Here is a 21,873-nt window from a genome sequence, read left to right on the forward strand (position 1 = left end):
ATATATTCGACAAATGAAGAAAATCCTTCTCGCTACCTTTTTGTGGGTAGTTGGTCTGTGCCGCGTTACACGGCACAACGTAATTCCATCGATTGTGGTCGAACGCGCGCTGGGTTTTTTAATACATTTCTATCGGCCCCGCGCGCACTTTCTTTAACCCAGAGTGACGGTCACCTGGCACGATTGACCGGCTTCAATAATGGGCAATACATTGCCGTCAATAGTGGTGCCATCGACGTCCACCGAGGCCACCCCTTTGCACACACCGTTAGGGTTTTCCACACGGATGTGATAGATGGCGCCACGGAATTCGCGGGTTACTTCATAGCCTTTCCAACCGGCCGGAATGCAGGGGTCAACCTGCAGTCCCTGGTACTGTGGTTTGATACCCAGAATATGTTGGGTAATGGCAACATAGTTCCACGCGGCTGTCCCAGTGAGCCAAGAGTTTTTTGCCTGACCTGGTGTCGCCGCTTCTTTGCCGGCAATCATTTGAGCGTAGACGTAAGGCTCGGTTTTGTGCAGTTTAACTTTGTCGTCCTGATACGCGGGAGCGATTTTCGTGTAGTACTCAAATGCGCGATCGCCATTGCCTTGAACGGTTTCGCCGATCATGATCCACGGGTTGTTGTGGCAGAAAATACCGCCATTTTCCTTGTAACCTTGTGGGTAGGTGGATATCTCACCGTATTCCACGTAGTAACGGGTAAAGGCCGGGTAGTTCAGCACAATGCCGTAGTCGCAGGCGAGGTATTGGTTGACGGCATCCAGAGATTTTTTCACCAGACCGTTTTCCAAACCGACCCCGGCCATGGTGCAGAAACCTTGTGACTCAATAAAGATTTTAGATTCTTCGGCCTCATGGGTGCCTACCTTATTACCGGCAGCGTCGTAGGCACGCAGGAACCATTCGCCATCCCATGCGTGGGTTTTAATGGCGTCTTCCATCGCACGGATATGACCTCGGGCGCGTTCGGCTTCCTCCGGTTCACCCAGCTGTTCACAGAGCTCGACATAGTCATTGCCGAACAGAACGAACTGACCAGCAATCATGACCGATTCTGCGCGCCCGCCTTCTTTGTTTTCTGTGGTTTGGAAACTTTCGTTCGGTTCCATTGAAAAGCAGTTTAGGTTCAAACAGTCGTTCCAGTCCGCGCGACCGATCAATGGCAGACCATGTTCTCCCAAGTTACGGGTGACAAAGTTGAACGATCGCGTCAGGTGATCGAATAGGCTGGTGGCTTTGCTGACATCGTTATCGAAGGCAACCGGTTCTTCCAGAATCGTGAAGTCGCCGGTTTCTTTGACATACACGGTGACCGACTGGACCAGCCACATTGGGTCGTCATTGAAATTGCCGCCCACCGCTGCGTTACCGCGCTTGGTTAACGGTTGGTATTGGTGGTAAGCCGAACCATCTTCAAACTGGGTTGCCGCAATATCCAGAATGCGTTCACGTGCACGTTCTGGTACCAGGTGAACGAACCCGATCAAGTCCTGGTTCGAGTCTCGGAACCCCATACCACGACCAATACCGGATTCAAAAAACGATGCCGAACGTGACATATTGAACGTCACCATGTTCTGGTATTGGTTCCAGATGTTCACGCCGCGGTTTAACCGCTCGTCGTCTGATTTAACTACGTATTTACTGAGCAGATTTTCCCAGTAACTATTTAATGCGGCGAAAGCCGATTGCACTTTCTCGACGCTGTCGAATCGTTCGATGGCAGCGAGCGCTTTGCGCTTGTTGATAACAGCCGGGGCTTCCCATTTGTCATCAAGCGGCATTTCCACATAGCCCAATGTGAAGACGAGATCTTTGCTTTCACCCGGCGCCAATGTGACTTCAATATAGTGCGAGGCGATCGGTGACCAGCCATGCGCAATGGAGTTTTTCGGTGCGCCGTTGCTGACAACGTCGGGAGTGTCAAAGCTGTTATAGTCGCCCAGGAAGACATCGCGGTCGGTATCGAAGCCGTGGATGTCCGTATTCACCGAGTAGAACGCGAAATGATCGCGGCGTTCACGGTATTCGGTTTTGTGATAGATAACCGAGTCTTTCACTTCAACCTGACCGGTGGAAAAATTCCGCTGGAAATTGGTCATGTCGTCTTCTGCGTTCCACAGGCACCATTCAACAAATGAAAATAATTTTAGAGTTTTTGGTGCATCGCTGTGGTTGGTCAGCGTCATTTGTTGCACTTCCAGGTTTTCACCTTGCGGTACAAAAAATAACACCGAACTTTCAACATCGTTCTTGCGTCCGGTAATGCGACTGTAACCCATGCCATGGCGGCATTCGTAATAGTCTAAATCGGTCTTGAGTGGTTTCCAGCTTGGCGACCAGGCGACATCGCCATCTTTGACGTAGAAATAACGACCCCCGGTATCCACCGGTACGTTGTTGTAACGGTAACGGGTTAAGCGGCGAAACTTGGCATCTTTGTAGAAGCTGTAGCCGCCAGCGGTGTTGGAAATCAACGAAAAGAACGCCGTATCACCCAAATAGTTGATCCATGGGTACGGTGTTTTTGGCTCCGTAATGACGTATTCTTTGTTGGCGTCATCGAAATAGCCGTATTCTTGTTCAGTTTCATGCGCAGTCATAATTGCCCCTTTAGTGCTTTTATTAGAAGCCGATCAGTGACGGTGCAACGGCAGCCGTGAACGCGTCGGTTTCATTGTTTTTAATGGGTGTCAGTAACGCGTCTTCCCCACGGGACAACGCAAAGCAGGCGCGGGTACTGTGGTAAACGCAGCGCCATAAATCGGCCTTATTGAGATTACCGGTTGGTCGCAGATGTAAATCGAGATCGGTAAACCATTCGTCATTTTCGGTGTCGACCCAATGCGTTTTTATGTCCTGCCACAGTTGGGACAGCGCATTGAGATAACGTTCATCTTGAGTAAAGCGATAAACGTGTTGCAGTGCGTTGCTGGCTTCCGCCTGACCCCACCAGGTTAATGTGCCGGTGGGTTGTCCGGCAGAATCAAGGCCGTACAAAAAGCCTCCTTCGCTGTGCAGACCTTCTTCCAGGGTTAGGTCCACCAGACGTTTCATTTCATGATCCACACAAAGTCCGCGCTCTTTATCCTGAATGGCCTGACACGCCAAGCTGAGCAGCCAAGGAGCTTCAAAGTTGTGCCCATAGGAACGGGCAGGATTCAGTACTTGCCATTGCCGGTCGAACAGCATGGGCAGGTGTTTTTCAGCAGGGAAGATCCGCACCAGAAACAAATCGATAATATGCGTCAGCGATTGCTTGATTGCGTCTGTTGGTTGCACCAGATACAACTGGGTTAAGGCCTCCAATACATGCAGTTGATGACAGCTGTCTGTTTCATTTTCGATCTCTGGGGTGCTTGCGGAAAAATCACGCGCGAATTCACTGGCGTAGGTACCATCCGATCGCTGGTACCGCACTTCAATCAACTGTGCAAGGCGGTTGGCCCGCATTAAAGCGGTACTGTCTCCGCTGGCAGCATAATATTGAGCAAAGGCATACAGGGCATAGGTTTGCGCCAACAGGGCTTTGCTGTCATCACGTGGACGCCCGGCGCTGTCGACGGTCCAATACATGCCACCGTATTCGCGGTCTTCGAACTGGTCGATAAAACCTTCATAACAATGCGCTGCGGCCAAAAACAACCGGGGGTTTCGGGTTTGACGGTAAGCGAATGCGAAACTCCACAAAGCACGGGCATTCATCACTGCCCCTTTGGGGCCAGTTACAACGGGCTGGCCTGTGGCAGACATAGCACCCATGACGCCTTCTTTCTGACGCATGGCGTGTTTGACCCACACAGGTAAGATTTGTTTAGTGACCTGATTTTCAGCGTACTGCGCTAAGAACGAGGGGATATTGGAATTCAATTCTGTCACAGGGAAGTCGCTTTTTGTTTGGTTTATGTAATCGGTTACAGGTTGTTTTCCAAAAAAAGTCCACATATACATTGCAGACTGGGCCTTTCAGGGACAATTAATACCTAAATGGGTCTATTTTCATCGAAATGTGCTTAATTTCGGGCAAAATAGCTGAAAGTAGACGAGTTTCTATTTTTGTTGTTTCCTGTAACCGGTTACAATACGGATTTACAAGTCGCCATGCAACTGCAAGCTGAGGTTTTTTTGACCGAAGTCTAAAAATTTAGGAAAACAGCGATATCTACTGGTCACATCGGCCGAACCCCGGCTCAACCGGAGCGTCGGCCGACTCTGATAATCACGACTTGAGAGCTTGGAAGCGCAAAATGGTGTTGAGTTTGTCCGGTGCTACCTTGCGGGCGTCGCTTAAATAGATTTCCCTGTGTACTTTGCTTTTGCGCTGCAAGCCTTGAGCTGTACAGAAGGCTTCCATGCGACTGAAACTGGCGGGTTCGTCATCGTAAGAACCAACATGCAGCATCTGAACGCAACGCCCCTCCGTCATGGTCGTAAACGACAGGTTGCGGATAAAGTCGTTTTTCTTTTTGACTGCAGCCGCCTCAATGAATTCACTAGCCCGGGCCTCTGTGAGGAAATCCGGTTGACGGATCATCAGGCGGTATTTGAAGTTGTTTTTGTCGAGTGGTCCTTTGTTGGGGTCGATCAGGTCCCAAACGCCTTCCAGCGGATATACCGTGTACTCGAAATAGCCAGGCAACGGATTCTGCCCTTTGTGAGACATGCGAACCGCGTAACTGGCTGCGTAGAGCGCTTCCAGACAGTTTCTGAACTGATCTGACTCAGGGTGCCCCTCGCCATCAATACAGAAAAAACTCAGAGACGGGATGTCGATGACTTCCGGTTCGGTTTTCGGTGCATAGAGCGCTTTCTCGTGTTTCTTCCATTCGTGTTTCATAATAATCGGTCTCCATGGTTGCCTTAATAATAGTCACTTCGGCTGTCAATGAATGTCAGGTATCATTTCGCATCTGCTTTTTCCGTACATCGATTGGTTATGAAGGTACTTTTTCTGTGACGAACACTGCCCGCAATGAACAGCGTTTTATGCCAGTGGCTGTTTTTGGTTTCTTTGTATTTGCGATTAACTTCTCTGGTGACCACGTCTTTTATAAAACGAACACACTTAATCTGGTTCTGTTTTTCGTCGCAATCGTGATATTAACAGCGTGTTGGATGTTCCGAATGCGAAAGCTCAATGTCGGAAATATCCGGCATGAACTAAATCTGCTCCTTGTTCTTATCACATTAACGATTGTCGCAACTGTCCCCGGGTATTTGTTAAATGGGTCTCATTACCGCTACTTCTCGACTCATGAATACGTATTGCATCTATGCAGTCTATTGTGGGTTTTCTATATTCTTCACTCATTCGAAAACGACAAATCAGTTGAATCCTTAGGTCTTTGGTTCGCAGTTTTGACACTTTATTTGTTTGTTGTTTCAGTATTACAGGTTTTAGGCGTACAGCCGTTGATAAGGCTAGGCATTAACTTTTTTGATCGCCAGTGGACCGGTGGCATTATTCCATATAACGGGTTCGATCATCGAGTCGCAGCCACCGCTGGAAATCCGAACTACCTGGCCGGTGTTCTGATTCAATTGTCACCTGTTTTGCTATCTCTGTTTTTCACTAGTTTCCTTCATAGGGGAAAACGCTTCTCTTTGCAACTCAGTTTATTTGCTGTTGCTTTTTCTTTAAGCATGGTGACGCTGGTCTTAACGGGATCCCGTGCTGGATTCATTGCCTCTGCCTTGTCAATGTTGGTTTTCTGCATGCTAGGTGTTTTTATTACGCGAGGGAAAATTAGTTCCACTGCATTTGCTGCTGTCCCATTGGTTATTGGTGTGTTAATCGTATTTCTGGTGACACTAAACAATGAATTTGCAGATCGTTTACTTGCTGTTGGCAGCGACAGCTCCTCGATAACAAGACTCAGTATATGGAAGGCCGCTTTGAACTCCATTTTCGAACACCCAATTCTGGGTTACGGTTTGGGGTCTTCTTATGCTTTGGTCTTCAGCTTTGCCGATCCAGACATCCAATTAATGCACATCAATAGTTTTGTTCACGCACATAATGACCTGTTGGAGGTATGGCAAGAGGGCGGGCTACTCGGTCTTTTAGCTTACCTGGCTTTGTGGGCTTCGTCGTTTCTCCTGGGTTGGTGTGTGATCAAAAACAAATATGAACCGATGACTCGGCGAATGCTTACGCTGGGCGTTGTCTGCGGGCTGTTGGCTATTCACATTCAAGGATTGTTTTCGGTAGCTCCGCGCATGGTTGTGGTGAAAGTAATTACGAGTACTTTATTAGCCTGTCTTTTTTTCCTGGCACGCGGCTATTTGACTAATAAGCTACGTAGCCTATCGACTATTCTTTGCCACCGCCTCACCTGGATAGTGTTGATCGGTCTGCTTTCAGTTTCGATCGTTTGGGTTTATTCCTTTGCACGTGGGCAGTTCAGTTTGACCAATGCGATCGCCTCTGCGGGCTCAGATCCGTTGCAAATGGTTGAGTTAGCTTTGAATGAGAATGTTTCGGATCCATATCTTTTAGAGCGTGCCATCGATATTGCTCAAGACAATAAAGACTATGCTACCGCGTTGGCGTTCGCCTATCGTGTGAGACGGGAACTGGCCCATTTTCGTGATGTTGACGCAGAAACTTCCCATAGCCTTTTGCAGCTAGGGCAACATGAGTCTGCGTTAGATGAAGCGCTGCGGGCGTATCATCGAAACCGTTTTAGCATCCAGAATTTGCAGGTGTTGTACTTTCTATCTTTGAAGAATGAGCAGATGGAAGATTCGAGTGCCTATTTGGCCGATATAATTCGCTACCGTTTGTGTCGATCAGCTTTAAAAGATTGTGAACCGTTAGTGGCTCAGATGGACAGTGAGGTGGCTATGTTGGCCATATCGAGTGCAGGCACCTCAAAGACGTTATTGGTGTCGCCCAGCTTCATGACGGATTATCGAGCTCAATTCATCACCCAGCCTAAGCAAACGGATGTTCGACTGTGGTTGACACAAGCAATCGCTAATGCCTTGATCAGCAGTAGAACACGTATAGATTTACTGCAGCCGGAGCAACGAAATCAGGTCAGAATGGCGTTGGCAACGGCAAAGAACCTTGACCAATTTAATCAAGAGCTTGAGTCTCTGTCGGTTTACTCTGGACGAGGCTTTATTGCAGACTATCGGCAATATCAGGCGAAGAAAGCAGACCTAAATCGCCGCATAACCGCTCTGGAGTCCGATTTAACAGGGCACTTGAAGAGGTTACCGGTCTCGTTTGATTTTGAAGAATTCCGCGCGGTGCGTGACGTTATACTGATGATTTCCGCTGATTTAACACCAGATTACTTATTTAACGGGATATTGGATCTGTATCAATTGGAGTAGAGGATCAAATTGGGTATAGTCAGCAGCTTGCTGAAAGACCAGTTGTATAAAAAGTGTTCAAGGGAGCTCGAATGAACAAAATAACGCAATGGCCTGCATTAATTGCACTCGCCACGTCATTAGTATTAACCGGTTGTAACCTGACTGCTGAAGATCGAGACCGGATCGACAGTGCTGAGGACAATCTACAAAAAGTCGCCTTAGACCCCAAAATTCTCCAACCCAGTAATGATGAAACCATATCCGGTGTTGTCGACGTTATCGTCGATGTAGACGATAGCGTCGAATACGACAAAGTCACATTACAAGTCGGCACAGTTGTTGTCGGTACGTTGACCGAAGCCCCATACACATTTTCATTGGACACCTACTTTCTGGCTGATCAGGAAAAAGTGACCTTGTTAGCCAAGGCATACATGGTTGATGGTAATGTACTGCGGTCAGATGTTGTCTCGGTTGTGATTGATGATACTGCCGCTGGTAGCCTTCAAATCACCTCGCCTGTACAAGGTGAGACCTTTCCTAAAAGTGCTGACGTTACGGTCGCGTGGAACGCGCTGGCCAGTGCAAGTTCCTATGAGTACCAAATCGATGATGGCAGTATTGTTGAGACACAGGAGACTTCAATTTCCGTTACCTTTGATGAAATAGCGAAACACACGGTCAGAATTCGAGCTAAAAATGCAGATGGTGAGCGAGGCGTTTGGACAGAAAGAACGCAGTTCGCAACGGGACTGTTTGCCTTTGCGTTAGATATTAAAAAATATGGCTACTCTTGGGAACGAGATGATCAACCCATCGATTTTCTGATTTCAGATGACGATTTTATCGTTTTGGCTAGTGGCTCCGACGACTACTCTGATGGTTCGGGTGACAGCTACAATGCGAATATTGCCAAAATCAATCAAAGTGGTGAGTTGGCCTGGCATAAGACTTATGCCTCCTATTTAAGCCCCAGTGCTTTGTCATTGTCGCCCAAGGGTTTTTTGGTTAATGCCAGAAAGCAAAATTGGGGAACCGGTGTCGTATTTGAGCTGGATGCAAATGGCAACGTGACTTGGGATTATCAGGTCACAGGTGTGCCAAGAATAGGATCTGAACCCTATAGCAATGAATCTATCAATGGCGTGGTTGCGTTGCCGGATGATCAGGTACTGGTTAGTCGGATGACTTTTGAGTATGAGCAGTACAAGAATGACCCGTCAGACAGTTATTGGCGTTCAAGGTTGACCAATAAAGAACTGGCGTTCGAGGTCATTGATCAAAACACAGACGAAATTCAGCGAACCGTTGTTGAACAACCTGTTGGCGGTGAATATACCACCGTAAATCAATTTATGCTGACAGACGATGACATCATCGCGGCCGGGAAATTTGTGTCGGAATCTGGCGGTAACGATGGTTCTTCAGATAGCTATCAATACATTAGTTCGACCGGCTCTGGCGCCGTATTGTTTCACTTAGACAAAGAGTCCGGTGCGTTGAATAACGCAAAAACACGAACTGGTGGTGGTTTGGCGAATGGTCAGATCAATGATCTGGGTCGCGACAGTAGTGGAAATATCTACGTGGCATACAGTGACTGGAGTCGAGCAGGTGCGACAGTGTTTAACCCAGCGTCCAGTTACAACTTTTTCGCGAATGCAACTGGGGTTGCTTATGGGGTCATGGGCAGTCATGAATCCACGCATGAGGTACTCATTGGTGGGGAGTCGACAACCAGTTACCTGCCTACACAAATGGTAAGGCTTAGCAGTGGTTACGAAACCGATCGATTTAATTTATACGACTATTCAAGTGACTTGAAGATAAAGTCGATTAAATACGATGAACGCTTTGGATTCGTTGTTTTGGCGACAGATAAAGGGAACGTAAACTTTAATAATGGGGCCTATACCGTGTTGTTTAATATATCGGAGTACAACGACTACATTAGCCCTACTGGTTTGATTAATCCTTAAATAGGTATCAATCCATTGGTGTAAGTTAACACTTAAGAATTTGTAAAACGGGGCATCTGCCCCGTTTTTTATTAGACTATTATCAAATCAGACATGAATCCCGTTATGTCTTAGCAGAGCATCGACACTCGGTTCACGTCCACGGAACTCTTTGAACAGTTCAGCCGCGGGCTTACTGCCGCCATTGGCCAGTATGATGTTTCGGAAGTCTGCGCCGGTTGTTTCGTTGAAAATACCTTCCTCTTCAAAGCGGCTGAAAGCATCTGCGCTGAGCACTTCGGCCCATTTATAGCTGTAATAACCCGCCGCATAGCCACCACCGAAAATATGGCCGAATCCATTTTGGAATTTGTTCTCGGCAATGGCGGGCACCACCGCGACTTGTTCGCGCACTGAGTTCAGAATCTGCTGAATGCTGTTGGTGTCGAAACCATCGGACTTCATGTGCAAATGCATGTCGAACAATGAAAATTCCAGTTGACGAACTTTGGCCATCGCGCTCTGGAAATTTTTTGCCGCCAGCAATTTGTCGAGCAGGTCCTTTGGCAGGGGTTTGCCTGTTTCAACATGGCCGGAAATAAACGCCAGCGCTTCTTCCTGCCAACACCAGTTTTCCAAAAACTGGCTGGGCAGCTCGACGGCATCCCAGGCGACGCCATTGATGCCACTGACTGGTTTTACATCTATTTTGGTGAGCATGTGATGCAAACCATGACCGAATTCGTGGTACAGGGTGGTCAGCTCATCATGTGTCAGCAAGGATGGTTTGCCGTCGATCGGTGGTGTGAAGTTACAAGCCAGATAGGCGACGGGAATCTGCGTTTGCTCGTCGTCGAGTTTCATCCGAGTGCGGCATTCATCCATCCACGCGCCGCCACGTTTGCCTTCGCGAGCGTACAGGTCTAGGTAGAACCGTGCGATGAGTTTGCCTTTCTCAAACACGTTGTGCAGCTGAACATCGGGGTGATAGGTTTCGTAGCCTTCGGCGGGTTCGAAGGTCACATTAAACAGGCGAGTTGCGGTTTCAAATAAACCGACAACGGCTTTTGGTGCGGGGAAATAGGCACGTAGTTCTTCCTGCGAAATGCTATAGCGTTTTTGCTTTAATTTTTCGGAAGCATAGCTGACATCCCAGGGTTGCAGATCGGGCAACCCCAGTTCCGTCGCGGCAAACTCGGCCAGTTCAGAAAATTCCTGTTTTGCTTGTGGGTAGGCTTTGTCGGCCAGTTCATCCAGAAACTCGATGACGTCTTCGGGCGATTCCGCCATTTTGGTCGCCAGTGATACTTCCGCGTGGTTCCGATAGCCCAATAATTCAGCCACCTGTTGGCGTTTTTCGAGGATCTGCGTCATCACTGGACCGTTATCGAATTTACCGGCGTCAGGTCCTTGGTCGGAGGCTTTGGAAACATTGGCGCGGTAGACTTCTTCGCGAATCGCCCGGTTATCGGCATAGGTTAACACCGGTATCACGGAGGGCATTTCCAGCGTAATCAACCAGCCGCTTTTGTCTTTTTGTTTCGCGTATTGAGCTAATGTCGCCTTGGCGGAATCCGGTAAGCCGGCTAAGTCTGCTTCGTCAGTAATGTGCTTGCTCCAACTTTGGGTTGCATCCAGTACCTGCTCCGAAAACTTTTGTTGTAATTGCGCCAGTTCGTTTGCCAAGGTGGCGTATTCTTTTTTTTGCGCTTCCGGTAGGTCGATACCGCTCAAGCGGAAATCGAGCAATGCTTTGCGAACCGCTTCCTGTTGAGGTTGCGATAGTTCGCTGAAGTCGTCGCGATCGTGAATTGCCTGATACGCTTTGAATAACCCTTCATGCTGGCCCACCCAAGTGGAAAACTCCGTTACCATACCCAACGCCTTGCCGTAGGCTTCGCGTAATTCTGGCGAGTCTTTTACGCCGTTCAGATGGCCGAAAACCGCCCAAGCGTTATCGAGTAACCGTTCTTTCTGTTCGATTGGGGCAATTACCGATTCCCAGGTAGCGGCAGCAGGGTTCGCCAGTACCTGATCAATAGTCGCTTTGATGTCTGCGATTAACTGTGTAATGGCCGGTTCTATTTCGCTTGGTGAAAATTGGTCAAATGCGGGTAATTCGTGATTCTGTAACAGGGAATTTTGTTCACTCATAATCGGGTTCCTTTCTCGTTACTCAAAACTATAAGGGCAAAGCTCGCGTCTGCAAGGGAGCGGGGGCAAATTGACCAAACCGCGAAACGAGTTAGTGCTGTCATCTGTTCGACATACCGGTGTGCTATACAGCCTGCTTTTGCTGTGAATACGATGATGGTTATGGCTTGGCACCGGCGGCGACTGATTTGGGGCGTCTTGTTGCTCTTTGTGGGATGGCTGATCGGCGTGGCAGTATTGTCGCAAGGACAGTCACGACAGGTGACACTGATTTGGCGAGAGCCATCGTACCGCGTCAGTGCGGATTATCTGGGTGTTGCGATTGATGCTGCGATGCTCACCGAAGGGGAATGGTGGGCGAACTCGGATTCACCGCCACGGCCATTGGATTTCAGCGACTCCGACCTGCTCGCTTGGACGGCTGTGTTGCAACCCGCCTGGTTGCGTCTTGGCGGCACCGAAGCCGATAAACTGTGGCTGGCTGAGACAGGTGACGAACCGATTGGACCCCATTTGAATCGTGAACAGATCACGGAATTTCTGAGTTTTGCGCAGGCCGTTGGTGCTAAACCGTTTATAACTGCGAATGCCGGACCTTTAACGCGTGTTGATAATCAATGGCAGCCCGCCCAGTTGCAACGGCTCCTGAGTTGGTTGCCCCAGGACTACCCAGGCGCGCTGGAGTGGGGCAACGAACCCGGCGCTTATTGGTTGATATTTGGGCGTGCTCATCAGATACCGTTCGCGCAGTTGGCCGATGAATATCGGCACGCCCGACAATGGATTCAACCGCGAAGTATTCCGCTCGCAGGACCGGCGAATGCCTTCTGGCCAGAAATTGGTGAGCCGCTCAAGCAGGTGTTTGGTTCGTCAAAAGACTTTTTGGCCGCCGGTGCGAAGCCGGATATTTTTACCTGGCACTATTACCCGACTCAGTCGAGCCGGTGTGGCGTGAAAACCGAAGGCGCCGATTGGGAAGGCCTGCTCGATACCGAAACCGTGGCGGAATTTGAAAAGCGGTCGCGCATTATTCAACGTTGGTTAACGCAATATTCACCGGACTCAAGGCAATGGCTGGGTGAGACCGGCCCGGCGCAGTGTGGTGGCAAAGCCAAATTAACCGACCGTTTTGGTGCGTCGTTGTGGTGGTTAACACAACTGGGCATTGCCGCTAAAACGGGCAACGAAACCATTATTCGTCAGAGTTTGGTTGGGGGCGACTATGCGCTGTTGCGATATCACCAACAATACTCGCCGAACCCGGATTTCTGGGCCAGCGTGCTCTGGCAGCAAAACATGGGTCCTGTTGGCGTGCCCGTGCAGGGTGCCCGCGATACACTGCATGCCTTCGCCCATTGTCACGCACGGTTGCCTGGCACTCTGACGCTGGTGGTGATCAACGCCGGCAAGCAATCGGTGAAAATCAACCTACCCAATGTCGCGTCCTTGACCTTCATGGACGTTACTTCACTGCAATTGGACAGCCGCTTTACCTTTGTTGAGCGCCAGCTGGCTGAAACCCTTAATTGGCACACACCAGACAACTTGCCCTGGCAGGCAAAAGCGCAGTGGCGTGCATTGCCGGGTTACAGTTACCGTTGGGTCTTGATCCCAAATGTTCCCCAATGTGGTGATTAAGCGGGTAGGTCTATATAATCGTGCGCTTCTTTTACCTTAACGAGGAGCCACCATGCGTCCAAGCGGCCGTCAAAATGATCAACTGCGCGAGATCTCCATTGTTCGTCAATTCACCAAACATGCGGAAGGTTCGGTGCTGGTGAGCTTCGGCGATACCAAAGTGATCTGTACCGCCAGTGTGGAAAGTGGTGTCCCCCGCTTCATGAAAGGTCAGGGCAAAGGCTGGGTTACTGGCGAGTACGGCATGTTGCCGCGCGCGACAGGTACCCGTAACGGTCGTGAAGCTGCCCGAGGTAAACAATCTGGTCGTACCGTTGAAATTGGCCGGTTGATTGGCCGCTCGCTGCGCGCTTGTATCGACATGGAACTGCTCGGTGAGAACACCATTACCATTGACTGTGACGTGATCCAGGCCGACGGGGGTACTCGAACCGCTTCCATCACTGGCGCGTATGTTGCCCTTGCCGACGCCGTTAACCAAATGCTGGCCGATGGCGTTCTGAAAAAGAACCCGATCAAACACAACCTGGCTGCCGTGTCCGTGGGCATCTGGAATGACACCGCCGTGTTGGATTTAGACTACGCCGAAGACAGCACCGCCGAAACCGACTTGAATGTGGTGATGGCAGGTAACGGTGGCTTTGTTGAAATTCAAGGCACCGCAGAAGGCGAACCGTTCCAGCCGGACCAATTACAGGCCATGTTGGCGTTAGCCGAGAAAGGCGCAAAAGAATTGTTCGAGATTCAAAACAACGCATTAGCGGTGTGATAAGGAACCCACATGACCTATTCCATGACTGCCTTCGCGCGTAAAGAACAAAGTTACGACTTCGGCACGCTGCAGATTGAAATTAAATCGGTGAATCAACGGTATCTGGAACCTACTTTTCGGTTGCATGAGACTGTTCGTCCGGCGGAAATGAAACTGCGCGAATTGCTCAAACAAAAAGTGAAACGCGGCAAGCTCGAAGTTAACGTGCGGTTCCATTTAGCGCATGGCGAGCAAAGCCTGGGCATCGACCAAGCCCGTTTAAATGCCGTAACCAAAGCGTTGGAAAAAATTCAGGCCACCGTGGATAACACCTCTTCCATCAACCCGGTTGAATTGCTGCAATACCCCGGTGTATTGATCGATGCCGAGCTGGATGTGGAGGCGGTCAACAAGGAACTAATCAACCTTTATAACGACGCGTTGGATGACTTCCTGGCAGGGCGTGAACGCGAAGGCGCTGTTCTGGCTGCGGCCATTAAAGAACGTTTGGATGACATCACTACCATTGTCGCCGAGATCCGCAAAGAGGTCCCCGAATGGGTACAGACGTTCCGCGACAACCTGCGTGAAAAAGCCAAGAATCTGGGTGTCGACCTGGACGCCGATCGTTTAGAGCAGGAAGTGGTGTTGTTGGCTCAAAAAGCCGACGTTGCTGAAGAGTTGGACCGCCTCGACGGTCACGTAAAAGAATGCTACAGCATTTTAAAACAGAAAGGCGCGGTTGGCCGTAAGCTGGATTTCTTAATGCAGGAATTCAATCGAGAAGCCAATACCTTGGGTAGCAAGGCCACTAAAGAAAGCATTACCCGGAATGCAGTTCAGTTAAAAGTGTTGATTGAACAAATGCGCGAGCAGGTGCAGAACATCGAATAATCGCACTTTTTCAGGTTAATGAAGCTACGGCAGTTTTTTGAGATTGTCGTAGCTTTTTACTCTACGTTTTACCTTTCACTCTTCTCCATGTTTCACCACTGCCAGCAGGGGCGGGATCTTAATTACTCACGGTAAAATTCACGGTTCGGTGTTGAATGCTTTCTATTTTGCTGCCTCGGTCAAGGTTTGGGTCAACATCGCCAAATTGTCGACGTTCCAGAGTAACGAAGCCCTCACAAACACCCGAAGGCGTTGTCTCAAACAGGGTTAACATGTCTGAAACTTTTACGGTATGGTCGCCGTCATCCTCTACCGATACCGTAAACCCGAATTCCGTTTCGCTTCCGCACGCAAGCTCCCATGTAACATCCATGGTGTAACCATCGCCTAAGGCAGGCGACCAGGAAACGTCCAGGTTCTGATTCGCGACCAGATCGGCATTTACGACACTGGCCGTGTAAGGTGCTGGCAACATAACCGTAGAGGAGGGCGCGCTAACCCGTTCTTCTCGCATGAGGGCAACGACGAACTGCGCGTTAATTCTGGAGGAATTAATAGGCGTTTCGTAGTGGATTACACCTAAGAGTCGCTTTTTGCGAAGCGTCCGCTCTATACCATTGATATAAACCGTCAACGTATCCGACGGCGCCAAGTCAATATCGGGCGCATCAAGCCCTGTGCCATCACTGAGCCAAGCTTTTACCGTGGACCAGCCATCGCCCTGTGTGCTTACTTCATACCTTGCATGAATGTCAGCAGTGGCGATATTGCTGGAATCTACAACGGAGCAACCACTGAGTGCTGCCAAAAATAAAAACGCTAAAAGTGCTGTCAGGTGTATTGAAACAGTTCTCATCTATATTCCTTCATAGTGATAGGGTGACTTTTAAAAACTGATAAAGGTTGCAGCAAGCGAGAAATTCAACACCCAATTGCCAGTGTTTGGGGATGTTCACTCAAGCCCCAAACGTTTGGCCATTTTAACGTAGGGAATATCGCCCTTGAAGAACCGATTGCCTTCCGGCTCGAAACCAAATTTACGATAGAAGCCAAGGGCAGATTCTCTGGCATCAAACCAAAACAAGGACACCGTTTGTTGCGAGAGCTCTTCGAGAATATGGTTCAGCATCGCACTGCCAATACCTTGATTCTGGTGGCTTTCGAGTGTTGCAAATTTCCGCAAACGTGCTTGATTTTCGTTCACAAAAACAGACGCCACACAAACCAGTATTTCATCAACAAAACAACCGTAGTGCGCAGCCTGTTCGTCACCCTCTACCTGGCAAAAAGTGCGCGGCTTGTCAGGCCATAACATTTCATGGCGGATGTCGATGGTTTGTTCCCAAGGTATACGAGCTATTTTCATGTCAGTATTTCAGTGTATTTCCAGATTGAGTTCTTAAGAACGACAAGAGCCTCGTTGAAGTAGACATGCCGCAAAGGTCTTTTATTCACAAAGCATCCGATAGATTCTGAATTCTTCCGGAACCAGCATGAAGCCATCTTTTCCGGTATCCGACCCAATGTAGGTTAAGCCACATTTTTCCATAACGTGTCCGGAAGCGGGGTTACGGGATAGATGCTTTCCATAGATAGCTTTTAAGCTGAAACGCTCGATACAAAATTTAATCATCTCTCTACAGGCTTCTGTGCAATACCCACGGCCCCAATGTTCCACACCCAGCCAATAACCAAGTTCTGGATGCTCAGAACTCAAGTGTATCAGACTGATGCAGCCGATTAGCTCCCCATTTTCTTTTAAGCAAATTGCGTAGGTTACTCTGGACTGATTCGCGAAATTTTCACCATGGGTTGAAATCCACTTTTCCGCCAAACCATCTGGATAGGGATGCGGAATGTTTGCCGTGGTAGAGGATACATCTGCGTTGCCCGCTAACCGCTGAACTTGATGAGCATCAGCGGACTCGAACGCCCGAAGTAATAGACGTTCAGTGGTGAGTGTTAGCTGCTGCATCTGTTACCCTTAAACGTTTTTTTAGTGTTGAGCTGTTGTGGCAGTGCACCTGTGCGCAAAGTTCAGAATGCCTCTGCCAGATTGGCAGCAATGAGTTCGTTAACACTGACTGCTCTTTCTTTTGCCGCTTCGAGGTTGCCTTGCTCTTTCAAAATTTTAGTCAATTGAGCTAAGTTTTTGGTTGCGGAAGGGTCTTTGTGTGCCGCGGCATATTGCATCCAAGCATACGACTCGACAAAATCGTTCGGAACGCCCATACCTTGCGCAAACATCAGAGCGAACTCATTGACACTTGGGACGTGCCCATAGACTGCTCCAATACGATATAAAGCGACAGCTTTCTCAGCCGACGGTTTTATGTCGAGCCATCCCTTTCGGTATATTTGGCCCAAGCGAAAAGAAGACTGATAGTCGCCCATTTTCGCTGCTTCACTGTAGTGAAAAAGAGCCTTTTTTGAATCGGCTTGCACACCATCGCCGTTTTGGTACATCAGCCCAAGGTTGGCATGCGATGCAGGGTATCCCTGGCTTGCGGCCCGTTCGAACAATTCCACTGCCTTGGCTATGTCTTTCTTTACGCCATGACCTTGGTAGTAAAGGCTCGCCAGTAAGTGGTCGCCAACAGGGTCACCCGAGTCAGAAGCTTCCTGAAACTCGTCAAGCGCAGTTGCGTAATTCCCCTCATTATATGCAGCGATACCCAGCTCGATATCGGCCCATACTGAGCTCGTTAAACTCAGCAATGCGCACACTAAACATTTCTGAATCATTCTATTCATTCCTTCTTTAGCTTGTATTTCCATGTAAGAAAACTAGATGTAGTAAGGTTTTTGGGGATCGTGATAAACCTACAATGACTAACTTTGCGATCATACTTTATCACTTTCTAGACCTTTCTGGAGCAAGGTCTGGGAACAATAAATAGATAATTGGCCGTTACAGAAGCCTCGGAATAGGGTCTTCGGTGGCAATGCTACCACTTAGGGAAACTTTCCTTGTCTACCCTCATTAGCACTTGAGTTTTGTCGCTGTAGAATTCATTGCTGTAAGTTTTTCTACACAAGCTTTTGGCATTAATAAGCTTTTGATATATTCTTTCGTGTTTTTCATAGAAAGTAAAAAGGCAAGTTTCAATATCAGCTTTAAGTGCTTCTTCTATTGTTCCTTTTAGGAGGGCTCGCAATACTTTGAGTTGATTTCTAAATTCGGGTTCAACAGCGATGCGCCATGACGATGCAAGTCGCCTGCCTTCTTGTCGAATTAACTTAGTTTCCTCCGGAAAGAACTTGTCTGTGTGCACTCCAGCGGAACTGTCAAATGTGATGGAGTTAGTTCCCACAATTTTATTATCAACTTCAGCAACTATTACCTTTGTCTCGGTAATGCCATCTAGTTCTGGAAAATGTACTAACTGTCGCGTTTTCTGAATTTTACTGAGCCCCGCTTGTACAAAAGAATCATGGGTCAAGCGGTAAACAGATTCCATATCGGTTTCATTTGCTAATCTATAAAGTACTTCAATCATCTAAAACTCGTACTACGTATCTATGGAGTGAGCGGAATTTAAGGAAGTGGGTAGCTATCGTCAACCGTAACAGATCAAGGAAAATACAGATATTTTTAGTCCTATCCAAAATTATTGTGTTCAAGTTTCTTAAAACATTGTTTGAAGTGTTAGCACTGGCTACTCATTTTATTTTTCCTTATTTGAATCTAACTTGTCTATTTTTATAAATAGGAAAAGCAAAGGAGTTGGAAGTATTGGCTGCGATAGGTCGGTAGGAGCCGTTGTAGTATCTGGAGTTGGCGTATCTTGATTTGAAGTATCATTTAAGATGCTAAATACTGTTGGGTGAATATCCTATTTTAACTAAGTCGTCGCGGATATCGTTTAACGTAATAGCGTTTGGAATTGAACTTTGCCTTTTTACGAGGTAGCAGGAATTGCGGGGGTTTACAAATTAAGACAATGCTTAGGCTGCCAGAAGTTTCGGTACTTAGAATATAAAAAATTGGGTCTGGAATGGAGGGGTTCCATAGACATTCCGCTTCTCATCAATATAACCTCCTGCTGCCACTTATGGTACTAGAATTCCACCACTAATCTAAGGAGTACCGACACGCGTGATGGTCGTGTTACCTAATGCCACCTGTTAATTGCTAACCTTACATTGCAAAACTGATTGGAATGGTAAAAGCAATCAGAAAAATGCCAAATTTTAATGTCTTCTTGGCCATTGAATGTTTCTACTTGGCCGATTCGACTAGGTTGATAGTGTGATCCAGAAGATCGGAATGACCAACGGCGCCGTGACCAGGAACGACGATTTCAATAACGTAATTCCTCTGCTTGATTCGAGCGATGGACTGAGCCCAATCTTTAATAGAAGCATCTCCGACGAACCCCAGGTTTTTCGTTTCGTGGCTTTTAATAATGCAACCCCCAAAGAGTATTTTGCTTTGCGGTAACCAGGCAACAATATTGTCTTCTGTATGCCCTGCACCAGGGTAAAACAGTTCTATCAGCCCATTGCCTAAAGAGTAGTGGTCACCTTTGAACGTATGCGTAGGTACGGGTTTTTGTTGCAGTACAAGAAGCGAATGCGTTAATTCGGATGTATAGGTCGGGATGGATTTTGAATTCAGTAGTTCAATTCCTACGGTACGGTCGTCATGAGAGTGCGTTGAAACACTGGCGGCAGCTGTGTAGCCTTGATCGGAAATCCAGGTTAGTAGTGACACCGTAGCTTCTTCTGACCATGGAGTATCAATAATGTAAGCTTGGTTATCATCGATAACGACTAATCCATTTGAATCGACAAGCCCATAACCCTCAAACTGCTTATACGAGGTATGTAAATAGACACTTTCGGCTAGCTGGGTAATCTCTAACTGTTTGTCGGCCAATGCCAGTGCCGGTAAGGTCAACACAGTAAATAGGGCAATTAATATTCTGTTCATCATTAACTCTGACTTAAATCCCAGGCTCATGTGACCCCGTATTGAGTGCTTGAAACGGATTCATTAAAAAGTGGTGGTGCGCTCAAGGGCAGACTTGCATTAACTCACACCTTTGGCGTGACCTGGAAATTCCAACTTATTTCTAAGATGCATACATTGATACACGGCAGCAAAGTACCAGCTTGTGTTTGGTATTTACTTTTTAGTCAGATGGATGCTAACCTTTGCATCCGACAGTTGCTCGCGATACGCGTTGTCAGGGGAGGGATTAATCAGATCTTATATCGAATCGGGTAGTACTGGATTGCCAAAGACAGACTTTTCAGTATTCCGGAAAACTCGGTTTTACCGATGTTGAATACGATACTCCAGTTTTCGCTAGCTCGCCCGAACTGTTCTAGATTGAACGCAGGCTTTAGCTCATGCTTTAATTTTATTGCGATTCTTACCGTTGATTCCTCATGGGCTAAAAACTCAAATTCCAAGCAAGGTTCAATAAAGGTTAAGCGGGAATACCGGGGTAATCGATTACTCGAAAGACACTCAAACCAATCATGTAAATCAACCAAATCCGTTGTTTGTAAGGCGGGGTCTGCAGATTCGAATACTTTCTCAGCTTGTGCTACGGTCACCTTAATCATGAGCCAGTTATCGCCAGCCTGTTCCGGGAATTCGTACCCGGTGATTGAGAGCCCCAGCTGAACTTTATTGTCTATATTGGTCAAATTTAACATGGCATCGTTCTATCTTTCCCGTCGAATGACAGAAATGGCTATAGAGTAAAACGTTCAACGGTAAACTCATCACCTTCGTGTTTCGAATTAATTGCCGCTATCTGGAAGTCATCTTCATATACTACTTCGCCAGGTACCTTTGATACTGATGTCTTATAGAGGGTTAAACCGTACTTGTTAGCCATATCAAAATAGAAACTCATTTTTCTGGCGACTTCATTTCCTTCTTAGGTATTTTTATACCAGGTTATCGCTTTATTTGGGTTGCCGGTATCGTAGAATGGCGGTACTGGAAGGATTCGTTCAAAATACGCTTTGTTTTTATAGTAGGTTTCTTTTTCTGCTTCCGTGAAAAGACCCTGTTCTAGTAGTTTCCAGATTGCCACAAAAACTCCGCGTGGCTTGCCTGTCGCCCAGGCAACCTCATTTTCGTGTATACGATAGTATTTCATCCGTTCCCGGTTACCGTGTTGTTCATAAGAAGAATTAAATATGCCAAAATTTTGTCTACCTTAGTGACTTTGTTGCTTGCCTGTTGGTTTATAGTTAGGTACCAAAACGAAGGCTTTTTTGCTGGCAGTTTTGTGTGGCTCTCGATGTATTTTTGGTTTCTCCTGCGGCAGCGTTAAACAGGCATCTCCATTCAAACTTCAGCGCTTGTTATGACTCATCAAATATAACCCGCGCATCCGGCTTATAGTAAATCAAGAAGTTATTGCGGAGTCCTTTTAAGTAAACTCTAATTACTTGCTCGCTGTTCCATGCTTGAAAACAAATGCGTTCAATATCTTCTTGCGACAATGAAAGTATGGTTTTCTCAGCCTCTACTATTTTCACATTTACAGAAGAATGCTCAAGGGAAAGAATCAAGCTCTTTCCATTCTCATATAGATAAATATATGAAATAATTCCTTCGTCGTGATCATGATACTTAGACAGCCCAAATTCCTTCTCGAAGAAATCAAGCTCATTAGGCGCATCATAAGTTAAAATAACCATCCATCCCTCATCAGTTATAACAGTGTGATATACGAACCCAACTGCAAATGACGTGTCCGCACATCACTATTTATGCATTTGCATTCTTACTGGTATTTACGCCGGCATTCGCCATTTCTTCTCTAAGAAGAATTACAGCATATACGATTGATGCGACGGAAGACCCTATATACAAAAAGAGATTTGAGAACAAGACAGATACTATTTGAATATAACCGCGATGCGAGGAAGCAACTTGAGCTAAGCCTGCAAATGCCAAAAAATAAAACATATACCACAACCGACCCAGCACTCCATCTGTCTCTTTAAAATCTCGCGATGATACCTCAAGAAGAATACCGCCAATACAAAGTACCGCAAACGACAAAATATTACCGTTTCTAAAAAAGAATAACGAAGCCGCAGTTACCCACAGGAAAGAACCAACTATCGCCTGAAATCCTTTTCTAAATTTCAACATTCATGAAATTCCATAT

General features: G+C 47.4%; 19 protein-coding genes. 5 read left to right on the forward strand and 14 right to left on the reverse strand.

All coding sequences use genetic code 11. From position 1 onward, the window contains the following. Positions 1 to 153: 153 nt before the first annotated feature. The 3 genes from IYN85_RS11835 to IYN85_RS11845 form a co-directional block, all read right to left on the reverse strand. Complete coding sequence (locus IYN85_RS11835) at positions 154 to 2,610, reverse strand: GH36-type glycosyl hydrolase domain-containing protein (RefSeq protein WP_196159089.1); 2,457 nt, start codon at positions 2,608 to 2,610, stop codon at positions 154 to 156. A gap of 22 nt (positions 2,611 to 2,632) precedes the next feature. After that, positions 2,633 to 3,886 (reverse strand): AGE family epimerase/isomerase, encoded by a 1,254-nt coding sequence (locus tag IYN85_RS11840; protein ID WP_196159090.1) that lies wholly within the window; start codon positions 3,884 to 3,886, stop codon positions 2,633 to 2,635. Between the two features lie 340 nt (positions 3,887 to 4,226). Next, the gene (locus tag IYN85_RS11845) at positions 4,227 to 4,844 is read right to left on the reverse strand and encodes a GyrI-like domain-containing protein (protein WP_196159091.1); all 618 of its coding nucleotides are present in this window, start codon (positions 4,842 to 4,844) and stop codon (positions 4,227 to 4,229) included. A gap of 116 nt (positions 4,845 to 4,960) precedes the next feature. On the opposite strand from IYN85_RS11845, the gene IYN85_RS11850 reads away from it, so the two are divergent. Both IYN85_RS11850 and IYN85_RS11855 read left to right on the forward strand, forming a co-directional pair. Further along, positions 4,961 to 7,351, forward strand: a complete 2,391-nt coding sequence (locus IYN85_RS11850; protein ID WP_196159092.1) for an O-antigen ligase family protein — start codon at positions 4,961 to 4,963, stop codon at positions 7,349 to 7,351. 71 nt (positions 7,352 to 7,422) lie between these two features. Then, on the forward strand, positions 7,423 to 9,312 hold the full coding sequence (locus tag IYN85_RS11855; protein WP_196159093.1) for an Ig-like domain-containing protein: 1,890 nt from the start codon (positions 7,423 to 7,425) through the stop codon (positions 9,310 to 9,312). A gap of 87 nt (positions 9,313 to 9,399) precedes the next feature. Here the strand turns inward: IYN85_RS11855 and IYN85_RS11860 are convergent, their stop codons facing one another. After that, a complete protein-coding gene (locus IYN85_RS11860; RefSeq protein WP_196159094.1) occupies positions 9,400 to 11,445 on the reverse strand; it encodes a M3 family metallopeptidase in 2,046 nt (681 codons plus the stop codon). Positions 11,446 to 11,607: 162 nt separating this feature from the next. On the opposite strand from IYN85_RS11860, the gene IYN85_RS11865 reads away from it, so the two are divergent. The 3 genes from IYN85_RS11865 to IYN85_RS11875 are packed head-to-tail and all read left to right on the forward strand — an operon-like array spanning position 11,608 to position 14,728. Continuing rightward, complete coding sequence (locus IYN85_RS11865; protein WP_196159095.1) at positions 11,608 to 13,083, forward strand: hypothetical protein; 1,476 nt, start codon at positions 11,608 to 11,610, stop codon at positions 13,081 to 13,083. Between the two features lie 52 nt (positions 13,084 to 13,135). Next, complete coding sequence (gene rph, locus IYN85_RS11870) at positions 13,136 to 13,852, forward strand: ribonuclease PH (protein ID WP_196159096.1); 717 nt, start codon at positions 13,136 to 13,138, stop codon at positions 13,850 to 13,852. Between the two features lie 12 nt (positions 13,853 to 13,864). Continuing rightward, positions 13,865 to 14,728 (forward strand): YicC/YloC family endoribonuclease, encoded by an 864-nt coding sequence (locus tag IYN85_RS11875; RefSeq protein ID WP_196159097.1) that lies wholly within the window; start codon positions 13,865 to 13,867, stop codon positions 14,726 to 14,728. A 118-nt stretch (positions 14,729 to 14,846) separates the two neighbouring features. Here the strand turns inward: IYN85_RS11875 and IYN85_RS11880 are convergent, their stop codons facing one another. The 10 genes from IYN85_RS11880 to IYN85_RS11925 form a co-directional block, all read right to left on the reverse strand. Continuing rightward, entirely contained in the window at positions 14,847 to 15,584 is a 738-nt protein-coding gene (locus IYN85_RS11880; protein WP_196159098.1) for a hypothetical protein, read from the reverse strand. A gap of 96 nt (positions 15,585 to 15,680) precedes the next feature. Further along, positions 15,681 to 16,094, reverse strand: a complete 414-nt coding sequence (locus tag IYN85_RS11885; protein WP_196159099.1) for a GNAT family N-acetyltransferase — start codon at positions 16,092 to 16,094, stop codon at positions 15,681 to 15,683. 81 nt (positions 16,095 to 16,175) lie between these two features. Next, positions 16,176 to 16,703: a GNAT family N-acetyltransferase gene (locus IYN85_RS11890; RefSeq protein ID WP_196159100.1), complete on the reverse strand. Its 528-nt coding sequence runs from the start codon at positions 16,701 to 16,703 to the stop codon at positions 16,176 to 16,178. A gap of 62 nt (positions 16,704 to 16,765) precedes the next feature. After that, on the reverse strand, positions 16,766 to 17,473 hold the full coding sequence (locus tag IYN85_RS11895; RefSeq protein ID WP_196159101.1) for a tetratricopeptide repeat protein: 708 nt from the start codon (positions 17,471 to 17,473) through the stop codon (positions 16,766 to 16,768). Between the two features lie 203 nt (positions 17,474 to 17,676). Next, a complete protein-coding gene (locus IYN85_RS11900; protein ID WP_196159102.1) occupies positions 17,677 to 18,228 on the reverse strand; it encodes a GNAT family N-acetyltransferase in 552 nt (183 codons plus the stop codon). 722 nt (positions 18,229 to 18,950) lie between these two features. Then, positions 18,951 to 19,664: a DIM/SIM/IMP family subclass B1 metallo-beta-lactamase gene (blaDIM, locus tag IYN85_RS11905; RefSeq protein WP_196159103.1), complete on the reverse strand. Its 714-nt coding sequence runs from the start codon at positions 19,662 to 19,664 to the stop codon at positions 18,951 to 18,953. Positions 19,665 to 19,936: 272 nt separating this feature from the next. Further along, positions 19,937 to 20,398, reverse strand: a complete 462-nt coding sequence (locus tag IYN85_RS11910; RefSeq protein WP_196159104.1) for a hypothetical protein — start codon at positions 20,396 to 20,398, stop codon at positions 19,937 to 19,939. A gap of 227 nt (positions 20,399 to 20,625) precedes the next feature. Further along, positions 20,626 to 20,850, reverse strand: coding sequence for a hypothetical protein (locus IYN85_RS11915; protein ID WP_196159105.1), 225 nt, complete (start codon positions 20,848 to 20,850; stop codon positions 20,626 to 20,628). A 208-nt stretch (positions 20,851 to 21,058) separates the two neighbouring features. Then, positions 21,059 to 21,397 carry a hypothetical protein gene (locus tag IYN85_RS11920; protein ID WP_196159106.1) on the reverse strand — a complete coding sequence of 113 codons (339 nt, stop codon included), beginning with the start codon at positions 21,395 to 21,397 and terminating at the stop codon, positions 21,059 to 21,061. 70 nt (positions 21,398 to 21,467) lie between these two features. Beyond that, a complete protein-coding gene (locus IYN85_RS11925; protein WP_196159107.1) occupies positions 21,468 to 21,857 on the reverse strand; it encodes a hypothetical protein in 390 nt (129 codons plus the stop codon). Positions 21,858 to 21,873 lie beyond the last annotated feature (16 nt).

This window comes from Reinekea sp. G2M2-21 (assembly GCF_015687175.1).
In the GTDB taxonomy this organism is placed as follows: domain Bacteria; phylum Pseudomonadota; class Gammaproteobacteria; order Pseudomonadales; family Natronospirillaceae; genus Reinekea.